Below are 20925 nucleotides of genomic sequence, written 5' to 3'. Positions count from 1 at the left end.
CAATACCGTCTTTATAGCGCATCCAATTCGCGATAGCGCCGGAAAATCCCTGCGCCGAAAGGCAGGCGCCTGCCGCTTTCGAAATACGGCTGCAATTCCGCCAGCGCCGCCACCCGCGCATGCAGCGCCATAACCTTCGGATAGCGCGCGGCCAGGGTCGACATGCGCTTGGGGAAAGCATAAAGCAGGCCGTCGACCAGGTGGAACAAGGACAGGTCCACATAGGTCCAACCCTTGCCGCCGGCCAGCCAGGCGCCCTGCCCGTCCAGCACCGCCTCGAAGTAAGCCAGGAACTTCGGCATCCGCTCTTCGCGGAAGCTGCGCGCGCGCCGCGCCGCCTCTTCCTTCTGGTCTTCGTAGTATTCGCTGGCGGAGATGGGGTGATGCGTGTCGTGCGCTTCGGCCACCATGTCCGCGATGGTGAGCTGCAGCTGGTTCACCCACAGGCGTCCTTCCAGGGACGCCGGCGCCAGGCCGTGCTTCTCTCCCAGAAACAGCAGAATGTTCGCGGTCTGCGCCAGCGTCATTGTCCCCGCCACGAGATAAGGCGGCGCGAACGGTGGATGCTTGCGGGGGGAACTCAGATCCTCGGCCAGCGTGTTTTCGTCGGCGCCTGGCTCGCGCGCGCATTCGCGGTAGGGGATGTCCCCCGCTTCCAGCGCCAGGCGCACGAATTCCCCGCGCCCGGGAATGCCATCCCAATACCAGAGGTCGTAAGTCATGCTGTCTCCTTCTGTGGATGAAGGCCGGGGCCGGTGCCGTCCGGGGCCTGTTCACGCTATGCGGGAAATACGCTGATCTCGCCTTCCTCGGCGGCTGCCTGCATGCCGCGGGCCTGTTGGTACTGCCTGGGGGACAGGCCGAAGTGCGCGCGGAAGTCGCGCGAAAAGTGCGCGCCGTCCGCAAAGCCGCAATCCAGGGCGATCTGGGTGATGCTGCACGGATTATTCAGCAGCAGCCAGCTGCCATATTCCAGCCGCAGTTGCCGCTGGAACGCCATGGGCGACATCCCGGTGGCCACGCGGAATGCGCGTTCGAGCTGCCTGCGCCCCACGCCGACGTACCGCGCGATCGCGTCCAGCGGCGGCGGGCTGTCGATACGCTGCTCCATGAAGTGCGCGGCCTGGCGGACACGCAGGTCCTGGATGCCCGACAGGTCCGTATGGAAATGGGCCTGCGGCACGCGCCCCGGCCGCACGCCTTGGAGCATCATGTGCCGCACGGCCTGCTGGGCCTTGTCGCGCCCGCAATGCCGGGCCACCAGGTAGAGGGCCAGGTCGATGGCGGCGGTGGATCCCGCGCAGGAAATCAGGTCGCCCTCGTCTACAAACAGCCGGTCCACCACCGCGCGGGTCTGCGGAAACCGTTCGCGAAAAGTGTCCAGCACATTCCAATGGACGCAAACCGTGCGCGGCCCGATCACATCCGCCTGCGCCAGCGCGAACGTGCCCGTGCAGATTCCCAGCAACCGGACGCGCTGCATGGCCGCCTGACGCAGCCAGTCGCGCAGGCGCTCGGGCATGTGTTCGTTGAAATAGTCGTTGCCGCCGCAAACGGCCACGTAGTCGAACTGGGACAGGTCGGCCGGCAGGCTGTCGGCCACGTCGATCGTCAGGCCCGCGCTGGATCGGCGCGGTTTGCCGTCCCAGCTCATGACGCGCCACGCCGTGTGGATCTGGCGGCTGCGCCCGCCGTGGTCACCCGCCAGCCGCAGCACGTCCACCAGGCCCGCGAACGCGGCAAGCGTGAACTGGTCCAGCAGCACGATGCCGATGGTAAGTGCGGGTTTCCCCTGAGTGGGCGCTTGCGGGCCGTCGCCATAGGGAAAAGGCGCGGACGCGGCGGATGTTGCGGTATCCATGTCGCAATTATTCAAGTTTATGTCCCGCGCCTTCAAGCTGGTTTTCCCTGGGATCGCCCAAGATGCGCCTATGGCTCCGTATCCGCGGCCGCTGGCAAGCAACGGAACGGGCCGGCACATTCACAAGGGGATTCCAACATGGCAACACTTACCCGCAGCGCCGTCCGCGCCGCCCTGCTGGGCGCCGGATTGCTCGCGGCCAGCCAGGCGCTGGCGCAGCAGCAGAAAATCATCGTCGCCTGGTACGGCGGCAACTGGGGCGACGCCTTCCGCACCTGCGTCGCCGACCCCTATACCAAGGCGACGGGCGTCGCCGTGGTGCCCGAAGTCGGCACCTCGACCACGACGCTGGCGAAGCTGCAGCAGCAGAAGGGCGCGCCCACGATCGACGTGGCCTGGATGGACGGCGGCATCAGCGAACTGGCGGCCGAGGCCGGCGTGCTGGATGCGCTGGACCCCGCCGCCATTCCCAACCTGAAGAACGTCATCGACCAGGGTGTGTATCGCAACGGCGATGCCGCCTACGCCGTCAGCTCCGGCTACTACTCGCTGGGCATCGCCTACAACACCAAGGACGTGCCGCAGCCGCCAGCCAGCTGGAAGGACCTCTGGAAGCCCGAGTACGCCGGCGCCGTCGCCATTCCCTCGCCCGCGAATTCGTCCGGCGTGACGTTCGTTTTCTTCCTGGCCCGGGTCTTCTCCGTCGATCCGTCCAACCTGGCGCCGCTGTATGCCAAGCTCGCCAGCCTCGACACCGCGCTGTTCTTCGACAGCTCCGGCGCGGCCACCAACGCCTACCAGAGCGGCGAAGCCATCATCGGCGCGCACTTCAACGTGGGCGCCTGGGACCTGATCGACAAGGGCCTGCCCATCGGCTTCGCCGTGCCCAAGGAAGGCGCCTGGGCCACGGACGCGCGCCTGCACCTGGTCAAGGGCGCGCCGAACAAGGCCGCAGCGCAGAAGTTCATCGACACCGCCCTGACGCAGGACGCGGCCGCCTGCCTGGCCGCGCGCCTCTATCTGGGGCCCGCGATCAAGGATGTCCAGGTGCCCAAGGACGTCGCCCGCAAGCTGCCGTGGGGCGCGGACGGCTCGGTGAAGAACCTCAGCCTGTTCGACTGGAACATCATCAACAGCCGTCGCGCCGAGGTCACGGACGCCTGGAACCGCCAGGTTGCCCGCAAGCGCTAGTCCGAGGCCGAACATGTCCGCTTTGCTTACCATCGACGGCGTGTCGATGCGATTTGGCGCCTACCAGGCGCTCGACCGCATCGGCCTGGAAGTCCAACAGGGGGAATTCGTGGCGCTGCTGGGCCCCAGCGGCTGCGGCAAGACCACTCTGCTGCGCTCGATCGCCGGATTCCTGAAACCCGAATCCGGCCGCATTTTGATCGAAGGCCAGGACATCAGCCGGCTGGCCGCCCACCACCGGCCGCTGAATACAGTCTTCCAGAACTACGCGCTGTTCCCGCACATGAGCGTGCTGGAGAACGTAGCCTACGGCCCGCGCCGCCAGGGCGCCTCGCGCTCCGAGGCGGCGGCGCGCGCCCGCGCGGCGCTGGACATGGTGGGCCTGGCCGACTTCGGCCCGCGCTATCCCCGCGAAATGTCCGGCGGCCAGCAGCAGCGTGTGGCGCTGGCCCGCGCCATCGTGAACCAGCCCAAGCTGCTGTTGCTGGACGAGCCGCTTTCCGCGCTGGACCTGAAGCTGCGCAAGCGGATGCAGCTGGAGCTCAAGCACCTGCAAGCCAAGCTGGGCATCGCCTTCATCTTCGTCACGCACGACCAGGAAGAAGCCATGACCATGGCCGACAAGGTGGTGGTCATGCACGCCGGCAAGATCGAGCAGGTGGGAACGGGCACCGATATCTACCGCCAGCCCGCCACCCGCTTCGTGGCCGAGTTCATCGGCGACGCCAACTTCATGGCCTACTCCGCGTCCGGCGACGGCACCTTGCTGCTGGACGCCCAGGGGCTGCGCGTGCCGTTCGGCAACCTTGCCGCGCCCGCGCGCGGCGTCGCCGTCTTGCGTCCGGAAGACCTGCGCCTGAGCGACGACGCGGCCGCGGCAAGACTGACCGGCACGGTGACCGACGTGATCAACGTGGGTAGCCACAGCATGATCCACGTGGATATCGGCGAGCAGACCGTGGTGGCCCGCCACGGCGGCATCGCGCCGTCCGGCCTGGGCCCCGGCGCGGTGACCGGCCTGGCGTTCGAGCCGGAAAGCCTGCACCTGATCGGCGAGCGGCCATGAACTCCCGCGCCTGGCATTCGCCCTGCCTGCTGCTGGCGGCACCAGTCCTGTTCTTCGCGGCCTTCTTCCTGGCGCCGCTCGCGGTGGTGGCCCTGGCCAGCATCACGGGCGGCCCCGACGGACTGCCCCTGACCGCGCAGCAATATATGCGCGTGCTGGCCGACCAGTACCACTGGGACGTGATACTGGTGACCTTCCGGCTGGCATTCTTCACCACGGTCGCCTGCGTGATCCTGGGCTATCCCCTGGCCTGGTACCTGGTGCGCGTGGTGCGCTGGAAAGCCTGGCGCCGCTTCTGCGTGATCCTGCTGGTGGTGCCGCTGTTCACCAGCAATATCGTGCGGGCCTTCGGCTGGATGGTGCTGCTGGGCCGCAACGGCCTGGTCAACCAGGCCCTGGTCGGCATGGGTGCCGCCGACCGTCCCGTACGCTTCATCGGCACGGAAACCGGCATCCTGATCGGCATGGTCTACGTGCTGCTGCCCTTCGTGGTGCTGGCGGTGGGCAACGCGCTGGCGCGGGTCGACCCCGCCTGCGAACAGGCTTCCGCCGACCTGGGCGGCAGCCCGGCGGCGACGTTCTTCCACATCACCTGGCCGCTGACGCTGCCGGGCGTGGTGTCGGGCGCCATCATCGTATTCACCCTGGCCGTCAGCGCATACGTGACGCCGGCGCTGCTGTCCGGCGGCCGCGTATCGGTGCTGTCCATGCTGATCTTCCAGCAATACAGCACGGTGTTCGACTTCCACTACGGCGGCGCCCTGAGCATGGTGCTGCTGGTGTTCACCCTGATCCTGGTCGCGCTGGCGAACCGCGCCGCCGTCCTGCCTGGAGCCGCGCGATGATGTTCCGCCACCTGATACGCCTGTTCGCCCTGGGCGTGCTGGCCTACCTGGCCCTGCCGCTCGTGGTCATCCTGGGCGCTTCGTTCACCGCCACGCCCTATCTGGCGTTCCCGCCCCAGGGCTGGACGCTGGAGTGGTACCGCACCCTGCTGATCGAGGCCGGTTACGTCGCCGCGTTCACGACCAGCACCGTGCTGGCGCTGGCGGCCACGGCTGCGGCGGTGGTGCTGACGGTACCGGCCGCCCTGGCGCTGGCGCGGTACGCGTTCCCGGGCAAGGCGGCGCTGACTTCCGTGCTGATGTCGCCGCTGGTGCTGCCGCACATCGTGCTGGGCGCGGCCCTGCTGCAATACGGCGCCTACTTCGGCCTGACACGCAGCTTCCTGTCCCTCCTGATCGGGCACATCGTCATTATTGCGCCCTTCGTGCTGCGGTCGACGCTGACGTTGCTGACGCCGGAACAGCGCGCCCTGGAGGAGGCCTCCGCGGACCTCGGTGCCAACCCATGGACCACCTTCTTCCTGGTGGTGCTGCCCCAGATCCGGCCTGGCATCGTCACCGGCTCGATCTTCGCGTTCATCTCTTCCTGGATCAACGTGGAGTTGTCCATCTTCAACACGACGGCGGACCTGAACACGATCCCCGTGAAGCTCTTCAACTATGTGCAATACACGATAGATCCGACCATCGCGGCCGTATCGGGCGCCACGATCGTGGCCGCGGTGATCGCCATCGTCATCCTGGATTTGACCGTCGGACTGGACATGCTGTCCGAACGCGGCAAATAACCCTTCTTCTCTTTCCTACTTGTCTGGAGCCACAGTCATGCGCAAGCAAGACGCGTTCGATGTCATCTATACCCATACCGAAGGCGAGCCCCTGTGCATCGTGCATAGCGGCATCCCTTACCCCGCCGGATCCACCATCCTGGAGAAGCGGGCGTTCCTGGAGCAGAACTACGACTGGCTGCGCAAGGCCCTGATGCGCGAGCCCCGCGGGCACAAGGACATGTTCGGCGTGTTCCTCACCCCGCCGTCCAGCCCGGAATATGACGCCGGCCTGATCTACATCGACGGCACCGAGTATTCGCACATGTGCGGCCATGGCACCATCGCCGTCAGCATGGCGATGGTCGCGCACGGCCTGGTGCCGCGCGGCAAGGACGGCATCACCAAGATCCGCTTCGAAACCACGGCCGGCCTGGTCGTGTCGGAAGTGGCGTCCGAAGGCGAAAACGTGCTGTGGACGCGCTTCGAGAACGTGCCGGCATACGTGGCCGCGCAGGATATCCCGGTGGAACTGCCCGGCTACGGCAAACTGTCGGCCGACATCGTCTGGGGCGGCAACTACTTCGGCATCGTGGACCTTTCGGGCTGCGACCTGCGCATCTCTCCCGACAACGGCACCGAGCTGTCCCGCATGGGCCTGATCGTGCGCGACCAGCTCAATGCCCGCCAGCGCATCCAGCATCCCACCGAGGCGCACATCAACAACCTGAACTTCATCACTTTCTGGCACCAGCCGACGATCGAAGGCGCGTTCTACAAGAACGTACACGTCTTCAGCGCCGGCCAGTTGGACCGTTCTCCCGGCGGCACCGGCACCAGTGCGATGATGGCCATGTTCGAGGCACGAGGAAAGATGGGCCTGAACCAGCCGATCAAGTCGGAAGGCCTGCTGGGCAGCGGCGTGTTCGAAGGCTGCCTGCTCGGCGAGGTAGACCTGAACGGCACGCGGGCCGTGCGCCCCACGGTCAAGGGAACGGCCAGCATCCTGGGCACGGCGCGCTGGGTCATCGACAAGAACGACCCCGTGGGCGCGGGCTTCCTGATCCGCTGAGCGTTCGGCTCGGTCCGGGTGTCGGGCAAGATGGCGATGCCGACATGCCAGTGTCTGACACCCGTACGAGATGCTCGTCAAGCTGAAGCGGCGTTCCCGGGTGTCTGACACCCACGCGGCACCGGAGCAGAGTGCGGGCCATCTCCTCGGGTGTCAGACACTGGCATCATCTCGCACGGGTGTCAGACACCGGAATAAGCACTACCGCGCCGCGTCTTCCAGGATCATTTCCGCGCCGCGTTCGGCCACCATCATGACGGCCGCCTGCGTATTGCCGGACACCATCTTCGGCATGACCGACGCATCCACCACGCGCAGGCCCGACACACCGTTCACGCGCAAGCGCGCGTCGGTGACCGCCGCCGGGTCCGAGCCCATGCGGCAGGTGCCGATGGGATGGTAGATGGTCTGGCCGTTGCGCCGCGCGAAATCCAGCCATTCGTCGTAGCTTTCCACGCCGGCCCCGGGGCTGACCTCCGCGTCCACATAAGGCCGCAAGGCCGGCTGGCCGACGATGCGCCGCGCCACCTGCATGCCGCCCACCAGGCTGTCCCGGTCCACCTGGGCGGACAGGAAGTTCGGCCTGATCGCCGGCCCTGCCAGCGGATCGGCGGACTTGATGTGGATGGATCCGACCGATTCGGGCCGCAGCTGCGCCACGCCGATCGTCATGCCCGGATGCCGGTCCAGGATACGTTCGGCCGCGTTCGCGTAGCTGGCGTGTACGAAGAAGTACTGCACGTCCGGCGCGGGCAGGTCGGGCGCGCTTTTCACGAAACCGTGCACCAGCCCCGTGCCCAGGGTCAGGATGCCCTTGTCCTGCGTGTAGTAGCGCGCCACCTGTTGAGCCAGCCGCCATCCGCGCGACATCTCGTTCAGTGTCACGGTCCCTTTCACGCGCCAGTTCATGCGCGTGGCGAAGTGGTCAATGTAGTTCTCGCCCACCTGCGCCTGCGCATGCACCATGGGAATTCCGAAGGACTGCAGCAGCGCGGGATTACCCACGCCGGACAGTTCCAGCAGTTGCGGCGACTGCACCGCCCCCAGGCACACCAAGGTCTCGCGCGTCGCCCGCACCGTATGCTCCTGCCCGTTCTGCCGGTACACGACGCCCACGCAGCGCCTGCCCTCGAAGACCAACCGCGTCACGTGCGCCCCGCATTCGACACGCAGGTTCTTGCGGCCGGCGGCGGGCTTCATATAGCCGTCCACCACGCTCCAGCGCCGGCCACGGTGCTGCAGCACCTGGTAGTAGCCCACGCCTTCCTGATCGCCGCTGTTGTAATCCGCGTTCAGGGGCTGGCCGTCTTCCTGCGCGGCGCGCAGGAACGCATCCGATACCGGAAACCGCTCCGCCACCTCTTCCAGGTGCATGGGGCCGGTCTTGCCCCGGCCTTCGCCGCCGCGCTCGTAGCGTTCGATCTTGCGGAACACGCGCTCGGCCTGGCTGGCGCCCCAGCCGGTGGCGCCGGCGGCCTCCCAGCCGTCGTAGTCCTGCGGCTGGCCGCGCACGTAGATCATGCCGTTGATCAGCGTCGACCCGCCCACGCCCTTGCCGCGAGGCACGGCGATGGTCCGCCCATGCACGTTGTCCTCCGGCTCGGTGGCGAAGCGCCAGTTGTAGTCCGGGTTCACGAGAAGCTTGGAAAAGCCGGCCGGGATCGAGATCCACATGCTGCGCGCCTCGTGGCCGGCTTCCAGCATCAGCACGCGATGTTTGCCGTCAGCGCTCAGCCGGTTGGCCAGGATGCAGCCGGCCGTTCCGCCGCCCGCGATGATGAAATCGTAATCGCCCATTTTTTCAACGTCCGGATAAAAGCCGCGCGGCCTTACTTGGCATCCGCCACGCCCAGCATCTGCGCCATCAGTTCGATCTGGCAGGCCAGCATGGGCGCGCCGTAATGCACCTTGCAGCCTCGGGCCTGCGCCGCGACCAGCAGCGCGGTGTCGCGCGGCTGCATGATCACTTCGCACACCAGTTGGTCCGGCGCCAGCCGGCTGGCGTCCAGCGGCAACGCGTCGTCCGGCTTCATGCCCAGCGACGTGCCATTGACGACCAGGTCATGCCCCGACGGGTCGGGCGTGCCGATGGCGATGTCGGCGCCGGGATGCAGGGACAGGATGCGCGCCTTCAGGTCTTCGGCCTTGGCCACGGTGCGGTTGGCGATGGTCAACCTCGAGACGCCGGCCTGGACCAGCGCGAAACCGATCGCATTGGCCGCGCCGCCCGCGCCCGCCAGATAGGCGCTCTTGCCCTCCAGCGACACGCCGGCCGTCTGCAGCCCGCGCACGAACCCCTCGCCGTCCAGCATGTGCGCCACCAGCCGTCCGCCGGCCTCGCGGCGCACCACGTTGGCGGCGCCGATCTTGCGCGCCACGGGGGTCGCGTCATCGACCAGATCCAGAATGGCGGTCTTGTGCGGAATGGTGACGATGACACCGCCCAGGTTCTCCAGGCGGCGCAGCCCCTCGACCACCGCCGCCAGGTCGTCCGGGCGGGCGTGGAACGGTACGCACACGCCGTCGAAACCGATCCGGGCGAAATGCTCGTTCATCCGCTGCGGCGTCTTCACATGATGGATCGGATCGGCCAGGATGCCGAACAGGCGGGTGCTTCCGCTGATTTCCTTCATTTCGTTCTCCGTTTTCAGGCCTTGAGCAGTTCGCGCGCGACCTCGCCGATGCCGGCGGCATCCAGCTTGTAATGCGCATACAGGGTGGTGGGCGGCGCGATCAGGCTGTATTCGTCATAGATGCCGTGGCGGCGCAGGCGGGTGCCCGAGCCCGCGTCGGCCAGCACTTCGGCCACGGCCGACCCCAGCCCGCCCAGCACGTTGTGCTCTTCCACCGTCATCAGGGCCCCCGACCGGGTCGCGGCGGCCAGCACGGCATCACGATCCAGGGGCTTGATGGTGGGCATGTCGATCACGCCCACGGACAGGCCTTCCCCGCGCAGTTGCTCGGCGGCGGCCAGGGCGGCGTGCAGAGTGATGCCGCAGGCGATGATGTTCAGGTCGCTGCCGGTGGAATGGACGATCGCGCGGCCGAATTCGAAGGGCGCGCCGTCTTCATAGACCTGTGGGTCCCGGCCGCGCCCGATGCGAAAGTAAATGGGTTCCGGCCAATCCACCGAGGCCTTGATCGCGGAAGCCAGCTGCGGCCCGTCGGCAGGCGACACGACCGTCAGCCCGGCCAGGGCGCGCATCGTGGAGATGTCTTCCGTGGCGTGGTGCGAGGTGCCATAAAAGCCCAGGCTGATGCCGGTGTGATGGCCGATCAGCCGCACGGGCAGCTTGGTGTAGGCCACGTCCATGCGGATCTGCTCGCAGCACAGCAGGCCCAGGAAGGAAGCGAAGGTCGCGACGAACGGCATCATGCCGGTGGTCGCCAGCCCGGCCGCCGCCGACACCATGTTTTGCTCGGAAATGCCGAACTGGATGTAGCGGTCGGGGTAAGCCTGCGCGAAACGGTTCAGCCCGTTGGAGTACTGCAGGTCGGCCGACCCGGCCACCACGGGATGCCCCTGCGCCGCCAGTTCGATCAGCGCGTCCGAAAGATAGGAAAGCCCGGGGTTCACCGCATTCAGCGCGCGGTACTGCCAGGAATCGGGGGAAAGCGTCTGTGAGTGTGCCATTCAGATCTCGCGGGACATGATTTCGTCGATGGCGCCTTGCGCGTCCTGCGGCGCCAGGTAGCCCAGGTGCCAGCCGGGTTCCGTCTCCATGAAGGAAACGCCCTTGCCCTTGACCGTCCGGGCGATCACGCAGGCCGGCTTCTCGCGCCGTTCGTCGGCGCGCAGGCGGCGCAGCAGCGCAGTCAGTTCCTGCAGGTTGTGGCCGTCGACCTCGTGCACGTCCCAGCCGAAGGCCTGCCATTTTTCCCGCAGGGACTCGACGCCCATCACGTCGTCCACCTTGCCATCCAGCTGATAGCCATTGCGGTCGATGATCGCGATCAGGCGCGACAGGCGGTTGTGCGCCGCGAACAGCGCCGCCTCCCAGACCTGCCCTTCCTGCATCTCGCCGTCGCCCAGCATGACGAACACATTGAAATCGCGCTGGCTCATGCGGCCGCCGACCGCCATGCCCACCCCATTGGACAGGGCATGGCCGATGGAGCCGGAGCTGAAGTCGACGCCCGGCACCTTGCTCATGTCCGGGTGGTCGCCCAGCGGGCTACCCAGGCGGGTGTAGCCGTCCAGCAATTCCCGGCCGATGAAGCCGTGGTCGGCCAGGACCGGGAACAAACCGACGGCCGCGTGACCCTTGCCCATGAGGAAGCGGTCCCGGTCGGGCCACTGCGGTTCGCCCGGGCGCAGGCGCATGACGTCGTAGTACAGCGCGGCGAATATTTCCGCGCACGAGAACACCGAACTGTAGTGCCCGACCTTGGCGATCTCGATCAATCTGATTGTCTCCAGCCGGATAAAGCGGGCCTTTTCCCGCAGTAGCCGGATCTCCTCTTCCGAAGGAGCCTCCCTTTCCTGGCGCATGGCGTCTCCTGTTGCCGTTAGGATATATGATATATAATATACCCATTGAGCTTGAATTGGCCATGGCGGGCTAGAATTCACCCCGAATCCACCCGTTCCATCAATACAGCAAGCCCGCAACCGTTATGTCGAGCCTTAAACCGGTAAAGAAAGAGAACCTCTCCGTCAGGGTCTACAACGAAATCCGCAACGCCCTGATCAACGGGCAGTACGAACCCGGAGAGCGCCTCATCATTGGCGAACTGGCCCAGGAAATGGGCGTGTCCATCACGCCCGTGCGCGAGGCCATTTTCCGGCTCATCAGCGAGCAGGGCCTGGAAATGCAGGCGGCCACCGCGGTCTATGTGCCCTATGTCAATTCGGAAAAGCTGCGCGAAATCCAGGAGATCCGCTTCCACCTGGAAGGCATGGGCGCGGCCGAGGCCGCCCGGAACATCACGCGCAAGCAGCTGGACAACCTGATCGCGCTGCAACGGGATTTCATCTCCTGCACGGCAACCGATCCCAAGCGCGCCAGCTACCTGAACCGGAAGTTCCACTTCGCGATCCTGGAAGCCAGCAACAAGCCCATCCTGCGCAACACTGTGGAATCGTTCTGGGTGATTACCGGCCCGATCCTCAAGGTGTTCCACGTCAAGACGTCCGGACTGGACTACTCGCAAGACGAACACCGCCACGAGGCGGTGCTCGAAGCCCTGGAAGCGCGCGATTCCGAAGCGGCCAGGAAAGCCATCCAGGCCGACCTGGTCTGGGGCGGCAAGATCATGATCGATTGGCTGGTCGAACGCGAAAAGGAACTCGACTACCGCCCCCCCTCGTCCCGCAAATAGGAAAACCCGATGCTGAAGATTTTTGGCGCCCCCAGCCGCTACATCCAAGGGGCCGGCGCCCTGGACACCCTGGGCCAGTACGCGGCCCTGTTCGGCCGCCGCGCCGCCCTCGTCATCGACAGCTATGTCTACGGCGTGCTGGGGCCAAGAATCGAAGCAATCTGCACCGGGCACCAGGTGACGCTCGTTCCGCTGGTGGTCGAGGGCGACCTGACGCCCGATGTCATCGCGCAATTGCGCGCGCAGGGCGCGCCGGCCGGCGTGGACATGGTGATCGCGGTGGGCGGCGGCAAATCGCTGGACGCGGGCAAGGCGGTGGCGAAGTCCTCGCATTGCCATCTGATCACCGTGCCCACTGTCGCGTCCAACGACGCGCCGACCAGCAAGAACTACGTCCTGTACGACGCCCATCACAATCTCCTGGCGGTGGAGCACATGCTGTTCAACCCCACGATCGTGCTCGTGGACACCGCCGTCATCGCCACCGCGCCCGCGCATTTCTTCCGCGCGGGCCTGGGCGACGCGGTCTCGAAGAAATTCGAGGCCGAGCAATGCCAGCGCAACGGCGGCAAGAACATGTATGACGGCGCGCCGCCGCTTACCGCGCAGTTCATCGCCGACGGCTGCCTGCGCACGCTGCTGGCCGACGGCGCGGACGCCGTGGCGGCGGCCGGCAGCGGCCAGCCTACGCCGGCATTCGAGCGCGTGGTGGAAGCGATGATCCTCATGAGCGGTCTCGGTTTCGAAAGCGGCGGCCTGTCCATCGCCCATGCGCTGACGCGCGGGCTGCCGAAAATCAACGGTGTGGCCGCCTCGGCGCATGGCCTGCAAGTGGCGCTCGGGCTGCTGGTGCAGCTGGACCTGGAGCAACGCGCCGATGGCATGCTGGCCGACCTCAAACAGTGGTACGCCCAGGTGGGGTTGCCCACCACCCTGCGCGAGCTCGGCGCCACCGGCACGCCTTCCGACGCTGAACTGGCGCTGGCCGCGGACCTGAGCCTGAAGGCCCGCCACGCCGCCAACTTCGACCGCGCGCTGGATACCGGCGCTCTGGCCGCCGCCTTGCGCCGCCACGCCTGAACCAAGCAACGGCCAGCGGGGGCGTTGCCGCCCCGGCCGGCCGCGGCAGCGTCAGAAAGCGACGTTGTCCCGGCCCTTGAGGCCCAGCTTCTGCCGCGCTTCGTCCGGCGTCGCGATTTCCAGGTTCAATGCCTCCAGGATCGTGCGGATGCGTTCCACCTGGACCCGGTTGGACTCGGCCATCTGGCCGGGGCCGATCCACAGGGAATCCTCCAGCCCCACGCGCACGTTCGATCCCATGGCCGCGCCAATGGTTGCCAACTGCATCTGCGCGCGGCCGGCGCCCAGGATCGACCACTCGTACTCGTCGCCGAAAAGGCGGTCCGCCGTGCGCTTCATGTGCATCAGGTCTTCCGGGTGCGGGCCGATACCGCCCAGGATGCCGAAAACCGACTGGATGAAAGGCGGCGACTTCACCAGGCCGCGGTCCACGAAGTGGGCCAGGTTATAGAGGTGGCTGATGTCGTAGCACTCGAACTCGAAGCGCGTGCCGTTGGCGTTGCCCAGCGTCAGGATGGACTCGATGTCCTGGTAGGTATTGCGGAAGATCAACGAACGGCTGTTCTCGAGATGCTCGCGTTCCCAGTCGTGCTTGAACTCTTTGAAGCGGCCCAGCATGGGAAAGAGGCCGAAGTTCATCGACCCCATGTTCAGCGACGCCACCTCCGGCTTGAAGGTGGTGGCCGGACGCATACGCTCTTCCACCGTCATATGCGGGCTTCCGCCTGTGGTGATATTGATGATGGCGTCCGTTTCGTTCTTGATCCGCTCCAGGAAGGGCTTGAACAGGGCGGGATCCTGCGACGGCTTGCCGGTCTGCGGATCCCGCGCGTGCAGGTGCAGCACCGCCGCCCCGGCCTTGGCCGCCCCGATGGCGGCTTCCGCGATCTCGTCGGCCGTGACCGGCAGATGCGGCGACATGCTGGGCGTGTGGATGGCGCCCGTCACGGCGCAGGTAATGATGACTTTCTGTTTGGGCTTAGCCATTGTCGTCTCCGTTGTTTTGCTTGTGGCGCATCAGGCGCATCAGCTTTTCATCGCGCCAGAAGCGGCGCTTGGCAAGATCTTCGGTGGGCAGCAGCGTGCGCCGTTCGTCCGACAGCGCGTCGACCAGCGCCCCCTCCCAGGCGACGCACTCGCCCTGGGTGGCGCCGATGGACCGGTACAGGCCGCCGTAGCGCGCGCAATAGTCGGCAATGCCGCCGGGGGCGTTCAGGTCGATGGTTTCGAACGGCCCCATGAACGACCAGCGCAGGCCCAGTCCGTCCTTCACGGTTACGTCGATGTCTTCGGCGCTGGCGACGCCCTCGCTGACGAGCCGGAAGGCTTCGTGCAGCAGGGCGCCCTGCAGGCGGTTGAGGACGAACCCTTCGATTTCGCGCTTGACGAGCACCGGCTTCTGGCCGATGGCCGCCATGACGGCATGGGCGCCGTCCAGCGCTTCCTGGCTGGTCCAGGGCGCCGGACACAATTCCACGACCGGGATGAGATAAGGCGGATTGACCGGGTGCGCGACCAGGCAACGGTGCCGGCCGGACAAGTGCTCGGTGAACAGGCTGGCCGGAATGCTGGAGGTGGAACTGCCGATGACGGCCAGGGGTTCCGCCGCCGCGTCCAGCGCCGAGAACAGCGCGCGCTTGATCTCCAGGTTCTCGGGCGAATTTTCCTGGATATAGCTGGCGCCCTTGAGCGCGTCCGGTAAGCTGCTTGCGACGTGGACGCGACCAGCGATGGCGTCCGCGCCCGTCAGCAGCCCGTGGCGTTCGAGTTCGTTCAGCTGCTGCTGTATCAAGCCCCGGGCCTCGGCCAGCATGGCGGCGTTGACGTCGTACAGCCGCACGTCCCAGCCCATGCGCGCGAACACAATGGCCCAGCCCTGGCCGATCAGGCCCGTTCCAACTATGGCGGCGCAGCGCGCCGGTTCGCCGGCGCCCATCAGTAGAGCTTCTGCGTGAAGCCGTCCACCACGATGGCCTGCCCCGTCACGCTGCGGGCGGCCTCGCTGGCGTTGAACAGCACCATATTGGCGATATCGCGCGCAGTGACCATGCGGCCGAGCACGGCCTGGTTCTCGTACTGCCCGGCGATCTCTTCCACCGGGCGGCCCAGCGTTTCCGCCTTGGCGGCAATGACGGCGCGGATGCGCGGGCCTTCCACGGCGCCCGGAAGAATCGCGTTGACGCGGATGCCATGGGCACCCAGTTCAATCGCCAACGACTTGGTGAACCCGATCACCGCCCACTTCGACGCCGAATAGACCGAACGCCCGGCGAAGCCCAGATGGCCCGCGGCCGAGGACAGGTTGATCATCACGCCCGCCTTGGATTCTTTGAGCAGGCCGATCGCCTGCCGCGCGCACAGGAACTGCCCCGTGATGTTGACGGCCAGCGTGCGGTCCCAATCGGCCTTGGACAGGGTTTCCACATATCCGGTGGGACCGGCCACGCCCGCATTGTTGATAAGGATGTCCAGCCCGCCCAGCTTCTGCCGCACCGCGGCGAACAGCGCAGCGACACTGCCCTCGTCCGACACGTCGGCCACGGCGGTATGCACGCCGGGCAGTTCCGACGGCAAGGCGGCCAGACGGGCTTCGTTCACGTCGCACACGAACACCGTGGCGCCCGCGTGACGGAACACCTTGGCCATTTCCAGGCCCAGCCCATCCGCGCCGGCGGTGATCAGCACCTTCTTCCCGGCGAAATCCACTTCCTCGAACATGCGTCTGTCTCCTAGATTCTTATGAAAAGCGTGCGTTTGACGATATACGATATATGAAAAAACCAAGCACTTTCCAGTACTTTCGACAATGATTCCGATCACCCGATGGTGCCTTCCGATGCAGGCGCAGGGCTAATAGTTAACCCTAATTATTGCCCGCTAAGTCTTTATTCATGCGGCTTTAGGGAATTCCCCGATTCGGCTGGTTACGACCCCAACTAGAATCCAAGGCGGGGTTTCTTACCCGGCCGGCAGATATATCATATATTCAAAAAAAGACGGACAAGACAAAAGCCCGCATCCCATACCGACAAAGGAGCGTAGATAGTGTTCAAGTTCAACAAAATTGTTTTGGCGCTGGGCGTGTGCAGCGCGCTGGCGGCCGGCAACGCGGCGGCAGACATGAAAGTGGGCGCCCTCTTCCCGTTCAGCGGCGCGCTCGCGCTTCTGGGGCAGGAGAGCTATCGCGGCCTGGAACTGGCCGTCAATGAGATCAACGCCGCGGGCGGCGTCAACGGCGAGAAGATCGAAATCATCAAGGCCGACGCTGTCGACCCGACGCAGGCCGTGTCGGAAACCAAGCGCCTGATCTCCTCCAACGTGGTCGGTGTCTTCGGCAGTTATGCGTCCGGCATCTCGTATGCGGCCTCGCCCGTCACCGAACTGGCCGGCGTGCCGTACTTCGAGCTGGGCGCCACCGCGCACAAGATCACCACGCGCGGCTACAAGTACCTGTTCCGCAGCAACCCGAATACGGCGCTGTACGGCGTCTCGGTGGTCAACGCGCTGCACGACAGCATCGCGCCGGGCATGGGGCTGAACCCCAAGGACATCAAGATCGGCATCATCCACGAAGACGGCCCCTACGGCACCGACGTGGCGGCGACCGAGAAAAAGCGCGCGCAGGAACTGGGCTACACAGTGGCGGAAGTACTGCCCTACTCGGCCAAGGCGGTCGACCTGTCCTCGCTGATCCTGCGCCTGAAGGGCGCGAAGGTCGACGTGGTGCTGCAGACGGCCTACCAGAACGACGCCATCCTGTTCTTCAGCCAGGCGCGCGCCGCGGGCTTCAAGCCCAAAGTCATCATCGGCGCGGGCGGTGGCTATTCGCTGGCCGACACGGCCAAGGCCGTCGGCGCCGACATGAACGGCGTGTTCGACCTGGACTTCCCCCAGGCCTCCATCAACCCGGCGGGCGCGCCCGGTCTGGACAAATTCCTGGATGCCTACAAGGCCGCCTACAAGAGCGACCCGCAATCGGGCCACAGCCTGACCAACTACGTCGGCGCCAAGGCCTTCTTCGAAGCCATCGGCAACGCCAAGTCCACGGACAAGGACAAGATCCGGGAAGCGGTCCTGGCCTATAAGAAGCCGGCCGGCCAGACGGCCAACGGTTGGGCCTTCGACTTCGGCGAAGACGGCCAGAACAACGCCTCCACGTTCTACGTCATGCAATGGCAGGACGGCAAGCTCGTCACCATCGCGCCCAGCAACCTCGCACTCGGCAAACCCGTCTTCAAGAAGTAAGCCAGTGCTCGGGCGCTCCGGGGGCGCCCGACGTATCCCGGGGTCCGCGCGCCCCGGCCTCGCCAGCGGCATGGCGGGGCCGGGGCCGCTCTAAGAGGTTGCAACATGGAACTATTCATTCAACTGGTCATCAACGGCCTGTTGCTGGGCGGCGCGTACACGATCATCAGCCTGGGGCTGACGCTGATCTTCGGCGTGGTGCGCGTCGTGAACTTCGCCCACGGCGAATTCCTGATGATAGGCATGTACCTGGTCTATCTGATCGCGGCGCAACTCGGCGTCCATCCGTATGCGGGGCTCGTGCCGGTCGCCATCATCCTGTTCGCGCTGGGCGCGCTGACGCAGAAGGGCATCATCCAGCCGCTGCTCAACGCCGATCAGCACATCCAGATTTTCGCCACGGTGGGCGTCTCCACCATTCTCCTGAATCTCGCCCTGGTCATATTCGGCGCCAACGTCTACCGCGCGCCGGTGGAACTGGGAACCACCGCCATCGACGTCGGCCCGTTCTCCATGGTCACTGGGCAGCTCATCACTTTCGTGGTCGGCCTGAGCCTGGCGGTGCTGCTGCACATTTTCATGCACCGCACCTACCTGGGCCGCGCGCTGCGGGCCGTGGCGCAGCACCGCTACGCCGCCACGCTGATGGGCGTGAACGTCAACAACGTCTACGCCATCGCCTTCGGCCTGGGCACGGCCTTCGTCGGCATCGCCGCGGGCCTGCTGGCGCCGCAGTATCCGGTGTTCCCCACGGTGGGCACGTACTTCGTGCTGACGGCGTTCGTCATCGTTGTGCTGGGCGGCCTCGGCAGCCTGTACGGTGCCGTGGCCGGATCGATGATCATCGGCATCGTCGACACGCTGGCCGGCTTCTATATCGCCCCCGACCTGAAAGAGGTCGTGTATTTCGGGATCTTCCTCTTGATCCTTGTCATGCGTCCGAACGGACTGTTCGGCGTCGGCACCGAGTGATCAGAGCAACAAGGAGCGAGCCGTGTTTCCCGATTTTCGACATCCCAAATCCTACGTCAGCGTCATTTTGCTGATCGTGATGTTCCTCGTGCCCGTCGTCATGGGCACGCCTTTCTGGACCAACCTTTTCGTCCTGCTGTTCGTGTTCTCTGCCCTGTCGGTGGCATGGAACATCGTCGGCGGCTACGCCGGCCAGCTGTCCCTGGGCCATGCGGTTTTCTATGGCATCGGCGGCTATACGGCCACCTTAATGACGCAGAATTTCGGCATTTCCCCGTGGTTCGGCATGCTGGTGGGCGCGGCGATCTCGGCGGCGGTCGCCATCCTGATCAGCTACCCGACCATGCGCCTGCGCGGCCCCTTCTTCGCGCTGGCCACCATCGCCATCCTTGAAGTGGTGCGCCTGCTGGTCATCCACGAAGAAAGCTGGACGGGCGGCTCCAGCGGCATCAGTCTGCCGCTGAACATCGGCTGGACCTGGATCGTGTTCCGCGAAAAGATCAACTACGTGATCATCGCGTTCGGCCTGTTCCTGCTGGTGACCTGGGCGTCCTGGTACATCCGCAAGTCGCGCATCGGCCATTACCTGATCGCCATCCGGGAACGGGAAGACGCCGCGCTGGCCGTCGGCATCCATACCGTGCGCATGAAGATCATCGCCGCCGTCGTGTCGGCCATGCTGACCAGCATCATCGGCACCTTCCATATCACCTACCTGACCTTCGTGGATCCCAGCTCGGCGTTTTCGCTGGAACTGTCGATCCAGGTCGCCATGTTCGCGCTGATCGGCGGCCTGGGCACCGTAAGCGGCCCCATCGCCGGCACCTTCCTGGTCCTGCCCATCGCCGAACTGGCGCGGGGCTGGCTCAGCAGCGTGGGCAACGGCATGCATGGTCTGATCTACGGTCTGATCCTGGTGGGCGTGGTGCTGACCATCCCGCGCGGCCTGGCCGGCGCTTTCGGCCCCGTCATCGAGCGCTGGCTGTCCAAGCTGCCCTACCTGGGCACGCCCCGCGCCAAGCGCAAGCTGGCCGACGAAGTGCGCCTGCACAACGCCGTCCGCGCCGAAAAGCCAGTGCTGAAAGCCGACAAGCTGTTCAAGAGTTTCGGCGGCCTGCGCGCAACCAACGACGTGTCGCTGACGCTGAACCAGAATGAAATCCTGGGCATGATCGGGCCGAACGGCGCGGGCAAGACCACGGTGTTCAACCTGCTGTCGGGCTTCCTTTCGCCGGACAAGGGCGGCATTTCGATGCTGGACGCCCAGGGCAACTGGGTCACCTGCAAAACGCCGGACGAATTTGCGCACCAGGGCCTGGGCCGCACGTTCCAGATCGCCAAGCCGTTCACCGGCCTGACGGTGCTCGAAAACATCATGCTGGGCGCCTTCATCCGCACCTCGGACCGCGACGAGGCCGAGCAGATCGCGCTCAAGGTCGCCGAGCAGACCGACCTGGTGAAGTACCTGAACACCGAAGCGCGCAGCCTGACGGTGGGTGGGATGAAACGCCTGGAGGTCGCCCGCGCGCTGGCGATCAAACCACGCATCCTGCTGCTGGACGAGGTGATGGCGGGCCTGAACCCGACCGACATCGAGAAATCCATCCAGATGATCCGGCGTATCCGCGACTCGGGCGTGTCGGTGCTGCTCATCGAACACATGATGCAGGCCACCATGGCGCTGTCCGACCGCATCATCGTGCTGAACGAAGGCGCGGTGCTGGTCAGCGGCGCGCCCAAGGACGTGGTGGAGAACCCCGCCGTCATCGAAGCCTATTTGGGCAAGGAGTTCCAGGATGCTTAAGGTTTCGAACCTGTCCGCCGGCTATGGCAAGAGCCAGGTGTTGAACGGCCTGAACTTCGAGGTCAATGCCGGCGAAATCGTCACGTTGATCGGCGCCAACGGCGCCGGCAAGACCACCACGCTCAAGGCCCTTTGCGGCGTCATCGGCGCCATGGGGGGCAAGGTCGAATTCGAAGGCCAGGACCTCACCAACCGCAAGCCCTACGACATCGTGGACGCCGGCATCACCATGATTCCGGAAGGGCGCCAGCTGTTTCCGCACTTCACCGTTCGCGACAACCTGCTGATGGGGTCGTACAAGCGTGCCGCCCGCCCTATCGTGCAGCGCAAGCTGGACGAGGTGCTGGACATTTTCCCGCGCGTCAAGGAACGGTTGAATCAATACGCCGGATCGCTCTCCGGCGGCGAACAGCAGATGGTGGCGATCGCGCGCGGCATGATGGCCGATCCCAAGCTGCTGGTGTTCGACGAACCCTCGCTCGGCCTATCGCCGCTGCTGGTGCAGCAGATGTTCGACGTCATCCGCAATGTCACCTCGCACGGCGTGACCGTGCTGCTGGTGGAGCAGAACGTGTTCCGCACGCTGCGGCTGGCCGACCGCGGCTACGTGCTGGAGAACGGCGCCATCGTGCGCACGGGCACCGGCGCGGAACTGCTCAGCGACCCTCACGTGAAGAAGGCCTATCTGGGCCATTGATTC

20 protein-coding genes are annotated in these 20925 nt (G+C 65.7%); 11 read left to right on the top strand and 9 right to left on the bottom strand.

Going from position 1 to position 20925, the window contains the following annotated elements; all coding sequences use genetic code 11:
* Nucleotides 1-11: 11 nt before the first annotated feature.
* Nucleotides 12-722: a glutathione S-transferase gene (locus tag AGI3411_RS19010; protein ID WP_129528893.1), complete on the bottom strand. Its 711-nt coding sequence runs from the start codon at nt 720-722 to the stop codon at nt 12-14.
* 56 nt (nt 723-778) lie between these two features.
* Nucleotides 779-1861: a GlxA family transcriptional regulator gene (locus tag AGI3411_RS19005; RefSeq protein ID WP_129528892.1), complete on the bottom strand. Its 1083-nt coding sequence runs from the start codon at nt 1859-1861 to the stop codon at nt 779-781.
* A 138-nt stretch (nt 1862-1999) separates the two neighbouring features.
* Here AGI3411_RS19005 and AGI3411_RS19000 point away from each other — a divergent pair, with 138 nt between their 5' ends.
* The 5 genes from AGI3411_RS19000 to AGI3411_RS18980 are packed head-to-tail and all read left to right on the top strand — an operon-like array spanning nt 2000 to nt 6802.
* Nucleotides 2000-3052 carry an ABC transporter substrate-binding protein gene (locus tag AGI3411_RS19000; RefSeq protein WP_129528891.1) on the top strand — a complete coding sequence of 351 codons (1053 nt, stop codon included), beginning with the start codon at nt 2000-2002 and terminating at the stop codon, nt 3050-3052.
* Between the two features lie 13 nt (nt 3053-3065).
* Nucleotides 3066-4118: an ABC transporter ATP-binding protein gene (locus tag AGI3411_RS18995; RefSeq protein WP_129528890.1), complete on the top strand. Its 1053-nt coding sequence runs from the start codon at nt 3066-3068 to the stop codon at nt 4116-4118.
* Nucleotides 4115-4963, top strand: coding sequence for an ABC transporter permease (locus AGI3411_RS18990; RefSeq protein ID WP_129528889.1), 849 nt, complete (start codon nt 4115-4117; stop codon nt 4961-4963). Before AGI3411_RS18995 ends, AGI3411_RS18990 begins: the two co-directional genes overlap by 4 nt.
* On the top strand, nt 4960-5751 hold the full coding sequence (locus AGI3411_RS18985) for an ABC transporter permease (protein ID WP_129528888.1): 792 nt from the start codon (nt 4960-4962) through the stop codon (nt 5749-5751). Before AGI3411_RS18990 ends, AGI3411_RS18985 begins: the two co-directional genes overlap by 4 nt.
* 37 nt (nt 5752-5788) lie before the next feature.
* A complete protein-coding gene (locus AGI3411_RS18980; protein ID WP_129528887.1) occupies nt 5789-6802 on the top strand; it encodes a proline racemase family protein in 1014 nt (337 codons plus the stop codon).
* A 201-nt stretch (nt 6803-7003) separates the two neighbouring features.
* Here AGI3411_RS18980 and AGI3411_RS18975 read toward each other — a convergent pair whose 3' ends face one another.
* The 4 genes from AGI3411_RS18975 to AGI3411_RS18960 are packed head-to-tail and all read right to left on the bottom strand — an operon-like array spanning nt 7004 to nt 11294.
* Nucleotides 7004-8599 carry a GMC family oxidoreductase gene (locus tag AGI3411_RS18975; RefSeq protein WP_129528886.1) on the bottom strand — a complete coding sequence of 532 codons (1596 nt, stop codon included), beginning with the start codon at nt 8597-8599 and terminating at the stop codon, nt 7004-7006.
* A gap of 32 nt (nt 8600-8631) precedes the next feature.
* Nucleotides 8632-9435: a shikimate dehydrogenase family protein gene (locus AGI3411_RS18970; protein ID WP_129528885.1), complete on the bottom strand. Its 804-nt coding sequence runs from the start codon at nt 9433-9435 to the stop codon at nt 8632-8634.
* Between the two features lie 14 nt (nt 9436-9449).
* Nucleotides 9450-10436, bottom strand: coding sequence for a transketolase family protein (locus AGI3411_RS18965; RefSeq protein WP_129528884.1), 987 nt, complete (start codon nt 10434-10436; stop codon nt 9450-9452).
* A complete protein-coding gene (locus tag AGI3411_RS18960; RefSeq protein WP_129528883.1) occupies nt 10437-11294 on the bottom strand; it encodes a transketolase in 858 nt (285 codons plus the stop codon).
* A gap of 125 nt (nt 11295-11419) precedes the next feature.
* Here AGI3411_RS18960 and AGI3411_RS18955 point away from each other — a divergent pair, with 125 nt between their 5' ends.
* Together AGI3411_RS18955 and AGI3411_RS18950 are read left to right on the top strand one after the other, a co-directional pair.
* A complete protein-coding gene (locus AGI3411_RS18955; RefSeq protein ID WP_129528882.1) occupies nt 11420-12124 on the top strand; it encodes a GntR family transcriptional regulator in 705 nt (234 codons plus the stop codon).
* Between the two features lie 9 nt (nt 12125-12133).
* Nucleotides 12134-13204 (top strand): glycerol dehydrogenase, encoded by a 1071-nt coding sequence (locus tag AGI3411_RS18950; RefSeq protein ID WP_129528881.1) that lies wholly within the window; start codon nt 12134-12136, stop codon nt 13202-13204.
* Nucleotides 13205-13255: 51 nt separating this feature from the next.
* Here the strand turns inward: AGI3411_RS18950 and kce are convergent, their stop codons facing one another.
* From kce to AGI3411_RS18935, 3 genes are read right to left on the bottom strand one after another with little or no spacing between them, the layout of a single operon-like run.
* Entirely contained in the window at nt 13256-14191 is a 936-nt protein-coding gene (kce, locus tag AGI3411_RS18945; RefSeq protein WP_129528880.1) for a 3,5-dioxohexanoate:acetyl-CoA acetone transferase, read from the bottom strand.
* The gene (locus AGI3411_RS18940) at nt 14184-15140 is read right to left on the bottom strand and encodes a 3-hydroxyacyl-CoA dehydrogenase (protein WP_129528879.1); all 957 of its coding nucleotides are present in this window, start codon (nt 15138-15140) and stop codon (nt 14184-14186) included. Before AGI3411_RS18940 ends, kce begins: the two co-directional genes overlap by 8 nt.
* Entirely contained in the window at nt 15140-15922 is a 783-nt protein-coding gene (locus tag AGI3411_RS18935) for an SDR family oxidoreductase (RefSeq protein WP_129528878.1), read from the bottom strand. The genes AGI3411_RS18940 and AGI3411_RS18935 overlap by 1 nt, the downstream gene beginning before the upstream one ends.
* Before the next feature lie 327 nt (nt 15923-16249).
* On the opposite strand from AGI3411_RS18935, the gene AGI3411_RS18930 reads away from it, so the two are divergent.
* The 4 genes from AGI3411_RS18930 (at nt 16250) to AGI3411_RS18915 (ending at nt 20922) form a co-directional block, all read left to right on the top strand.
* On the top strand, nt 16250-17449 hold the full coding sequence (locus tag AGI3411_RS18930) for an ABC transporter substrate-binding protein (protein ID WP_129528877.1): 1200 nt from the start codon (nt 16250-16252) through the stop codon (nt 17447-17449).
* A gap of 105 nt (nt 17450-17554) precedes the next feature.
* On the top strand, nt 17555-18421 hold the full coding sequence (locus tag AGI3411_RS18925; RefSeq protein ID WP_129528876.1) for a branched-chain amino acid ABC transporter permease: 867 nt from the start codon (nt 17555-17557) through the stop codon (nt 18419-18421).
* 22 nt (nt 18422-18443) lie between these two features.
* Nucleotides 18444-20225 (top strand): branched-chain amino acid ABC transporter ATP-binding protein/permease, encoded by a 1782-nt coding sequence (locus AGI3411_RS18920; RefSeq protein ID WP_129528875.1) that lies wholly within the window; start codon nt 18444-18446, stop codon nt 20223-20225.
* Nucleotides 20218-20922, top strand: a complete 705-nt coding sequence (locus tag AGI3411_RS18915; RefSeq protein ID WP_043543970.1) for an ABC transporter ATP-binding protein — start codon at nt 20218-20220, stop codon at nt 20920-20922. The genes AGI3411_RS18920 and AGI3411_RS18915 overlap by 8 nt, the downstream gene beginning before the upstream one ends.
* Nucleotides 20923-20925: the final 3 nt, after the last annotated feature.

Origin of the sequence: Achromobacter agilis (assembly GCF_900496965.1) — a bacterium.
Lineage (GTDB): Bacteria > Pseudomonadota > Gammaproteobacteria > Burkholderiales > Burkholderiaceae_B > Achromobacter > Achromobacter agilis.
Note: the sequence above shows the minus strand (reverse complement) of the source record. Positions and strands in the feature narration are given on the sequence as shown.

Bases quoted from the DNA above. Each gene is read 5' to 3' on its own strand.
- AGI3411_RS19010 (WP_129528893.1), bottom strand. From the start codon at position 722: ATGACTTACGACCTCTGGTATTGGGATGGCATTCCCGGGCGCGGGGAA.
- AGI3411_RS19005 (WP_129528892.1), bottom strand. From the start codon at position 1,861: ATGGATACCGCAACATCCGCCGCGTCCGCGCCTTTTCCCTATGGCGAC.
- AGI3411_RS19000 (WP_129528891.1), top strand. From the start codon at position 2,000: ATGGCAACACTTACCCGCAGCGCCGTCCGCGCCGCCCTGCTGGGCGCC.
- AGI3411_RS18995 (WP_129528890.1), top strand. From the start codon at position 3,066: ATGTCCGCTTTGCTTACCATCGACGGCGTGTCGATGCGATTTGGCGCC.
- AGI3411_RS18990 (WP_129528889.1), top strand. From the start codon at position 4,115: ATGAACTCCCGCGCCTGGCATTCGCCCTGCCTGCTGCTGGCGGCACCA.
- AGI3411_RS18985 (WP_129528888.1), top strand. From the start codon at position 4,960: ATGATGTTCCGCCACCTGATACGCCTGTTCGCCCTGGGCGTGCTGGCC.
- AGI3411_RS18980 (WP_129528887.1), top strand. From the start codon at position 5,789: ATGCGCAAGCAAGACGCGTTCGATGTCATCTATACCCATACCGAAGGC.
- AGI3411_RS18975 (WP_129528886.1), bottom strand. From the start codon at position 8,599: ATGGGCGATTACGATTTCATCATCGCGGGCGGCGGAACGGCCGGCTGC.
- AGI3411_RS18970 (WP_129528885.1), bottom strand. From the start codon at position 9,435: ATGAAGGAAATCAGCGGAAGCACCCGCCTGTTCGGCATCCTGGCCGAT.
- AGI3411_RS18965 (WP_129528884.1), bottom strand. From the start codon at position 10,436: ATGGCACACTCACAGACGCTTTCCCCCGATTCCTGGCAGTACCGCGCG.
- AGI3411_RS18960 (WP_129528883.1), bottom strand. From the start codon at position 11,294: ATGCGCCAGGAAAGGGAGGCTCCTTCGGAAGAGGAGATCCGGCTACTG.
- AGI3411_RS18955 (WP_129528882.1), top strand. From the start codon at position 11,420: ATGTCGAGCCTTAAACCGGTAAAGAAAGAGAACCTCTCCGTCAGGGTC.
- AGI3411_RS18950 (WP_129528881.1), top strand. From the start codon at position 12,134: ATGCTGAAGATTTTTGGCGCCCCCAGCCGCTACATCCAAGGGGCCGGC.
- kce (WP_129528880.1), bottom strand. From the start codon at position 14,191: ATGGCTAAGCCCAAACAGAAAGTCATCATTACCTGCGCCGTGACGGGC.
- AGI3411_RS18940 (WP_129528879.1), bottom strand. From the start codon at position 15,140: ATGGGCGCCGGCGAACCGGCGCGCTGCGCCGCCATAGTTGGAACGGGC.
- AGI3411_RS18935 (WP_129528878.1), bottom strand. From the start codon at position 15,922: ATGTTCGAGGAAGTGGATTTCGCCGGGAAGAAGGTGCTGATCACCGCC.
- AGI3411_RS18925 (WP_129528876.1), top strand. From the start codon at position 17,555: ATGGAACTATTCATTCAACTGGTCATCAACGGCCTGTTGCTGGGCGGC.
- AGI3411_RS18915 (WP_043543970.1), top strand. From the start codon at position 20,218: ATGCTTAAGGTTTCGAACCTGTCCGCCGGCTATGGCAAGAGCCAGGTG.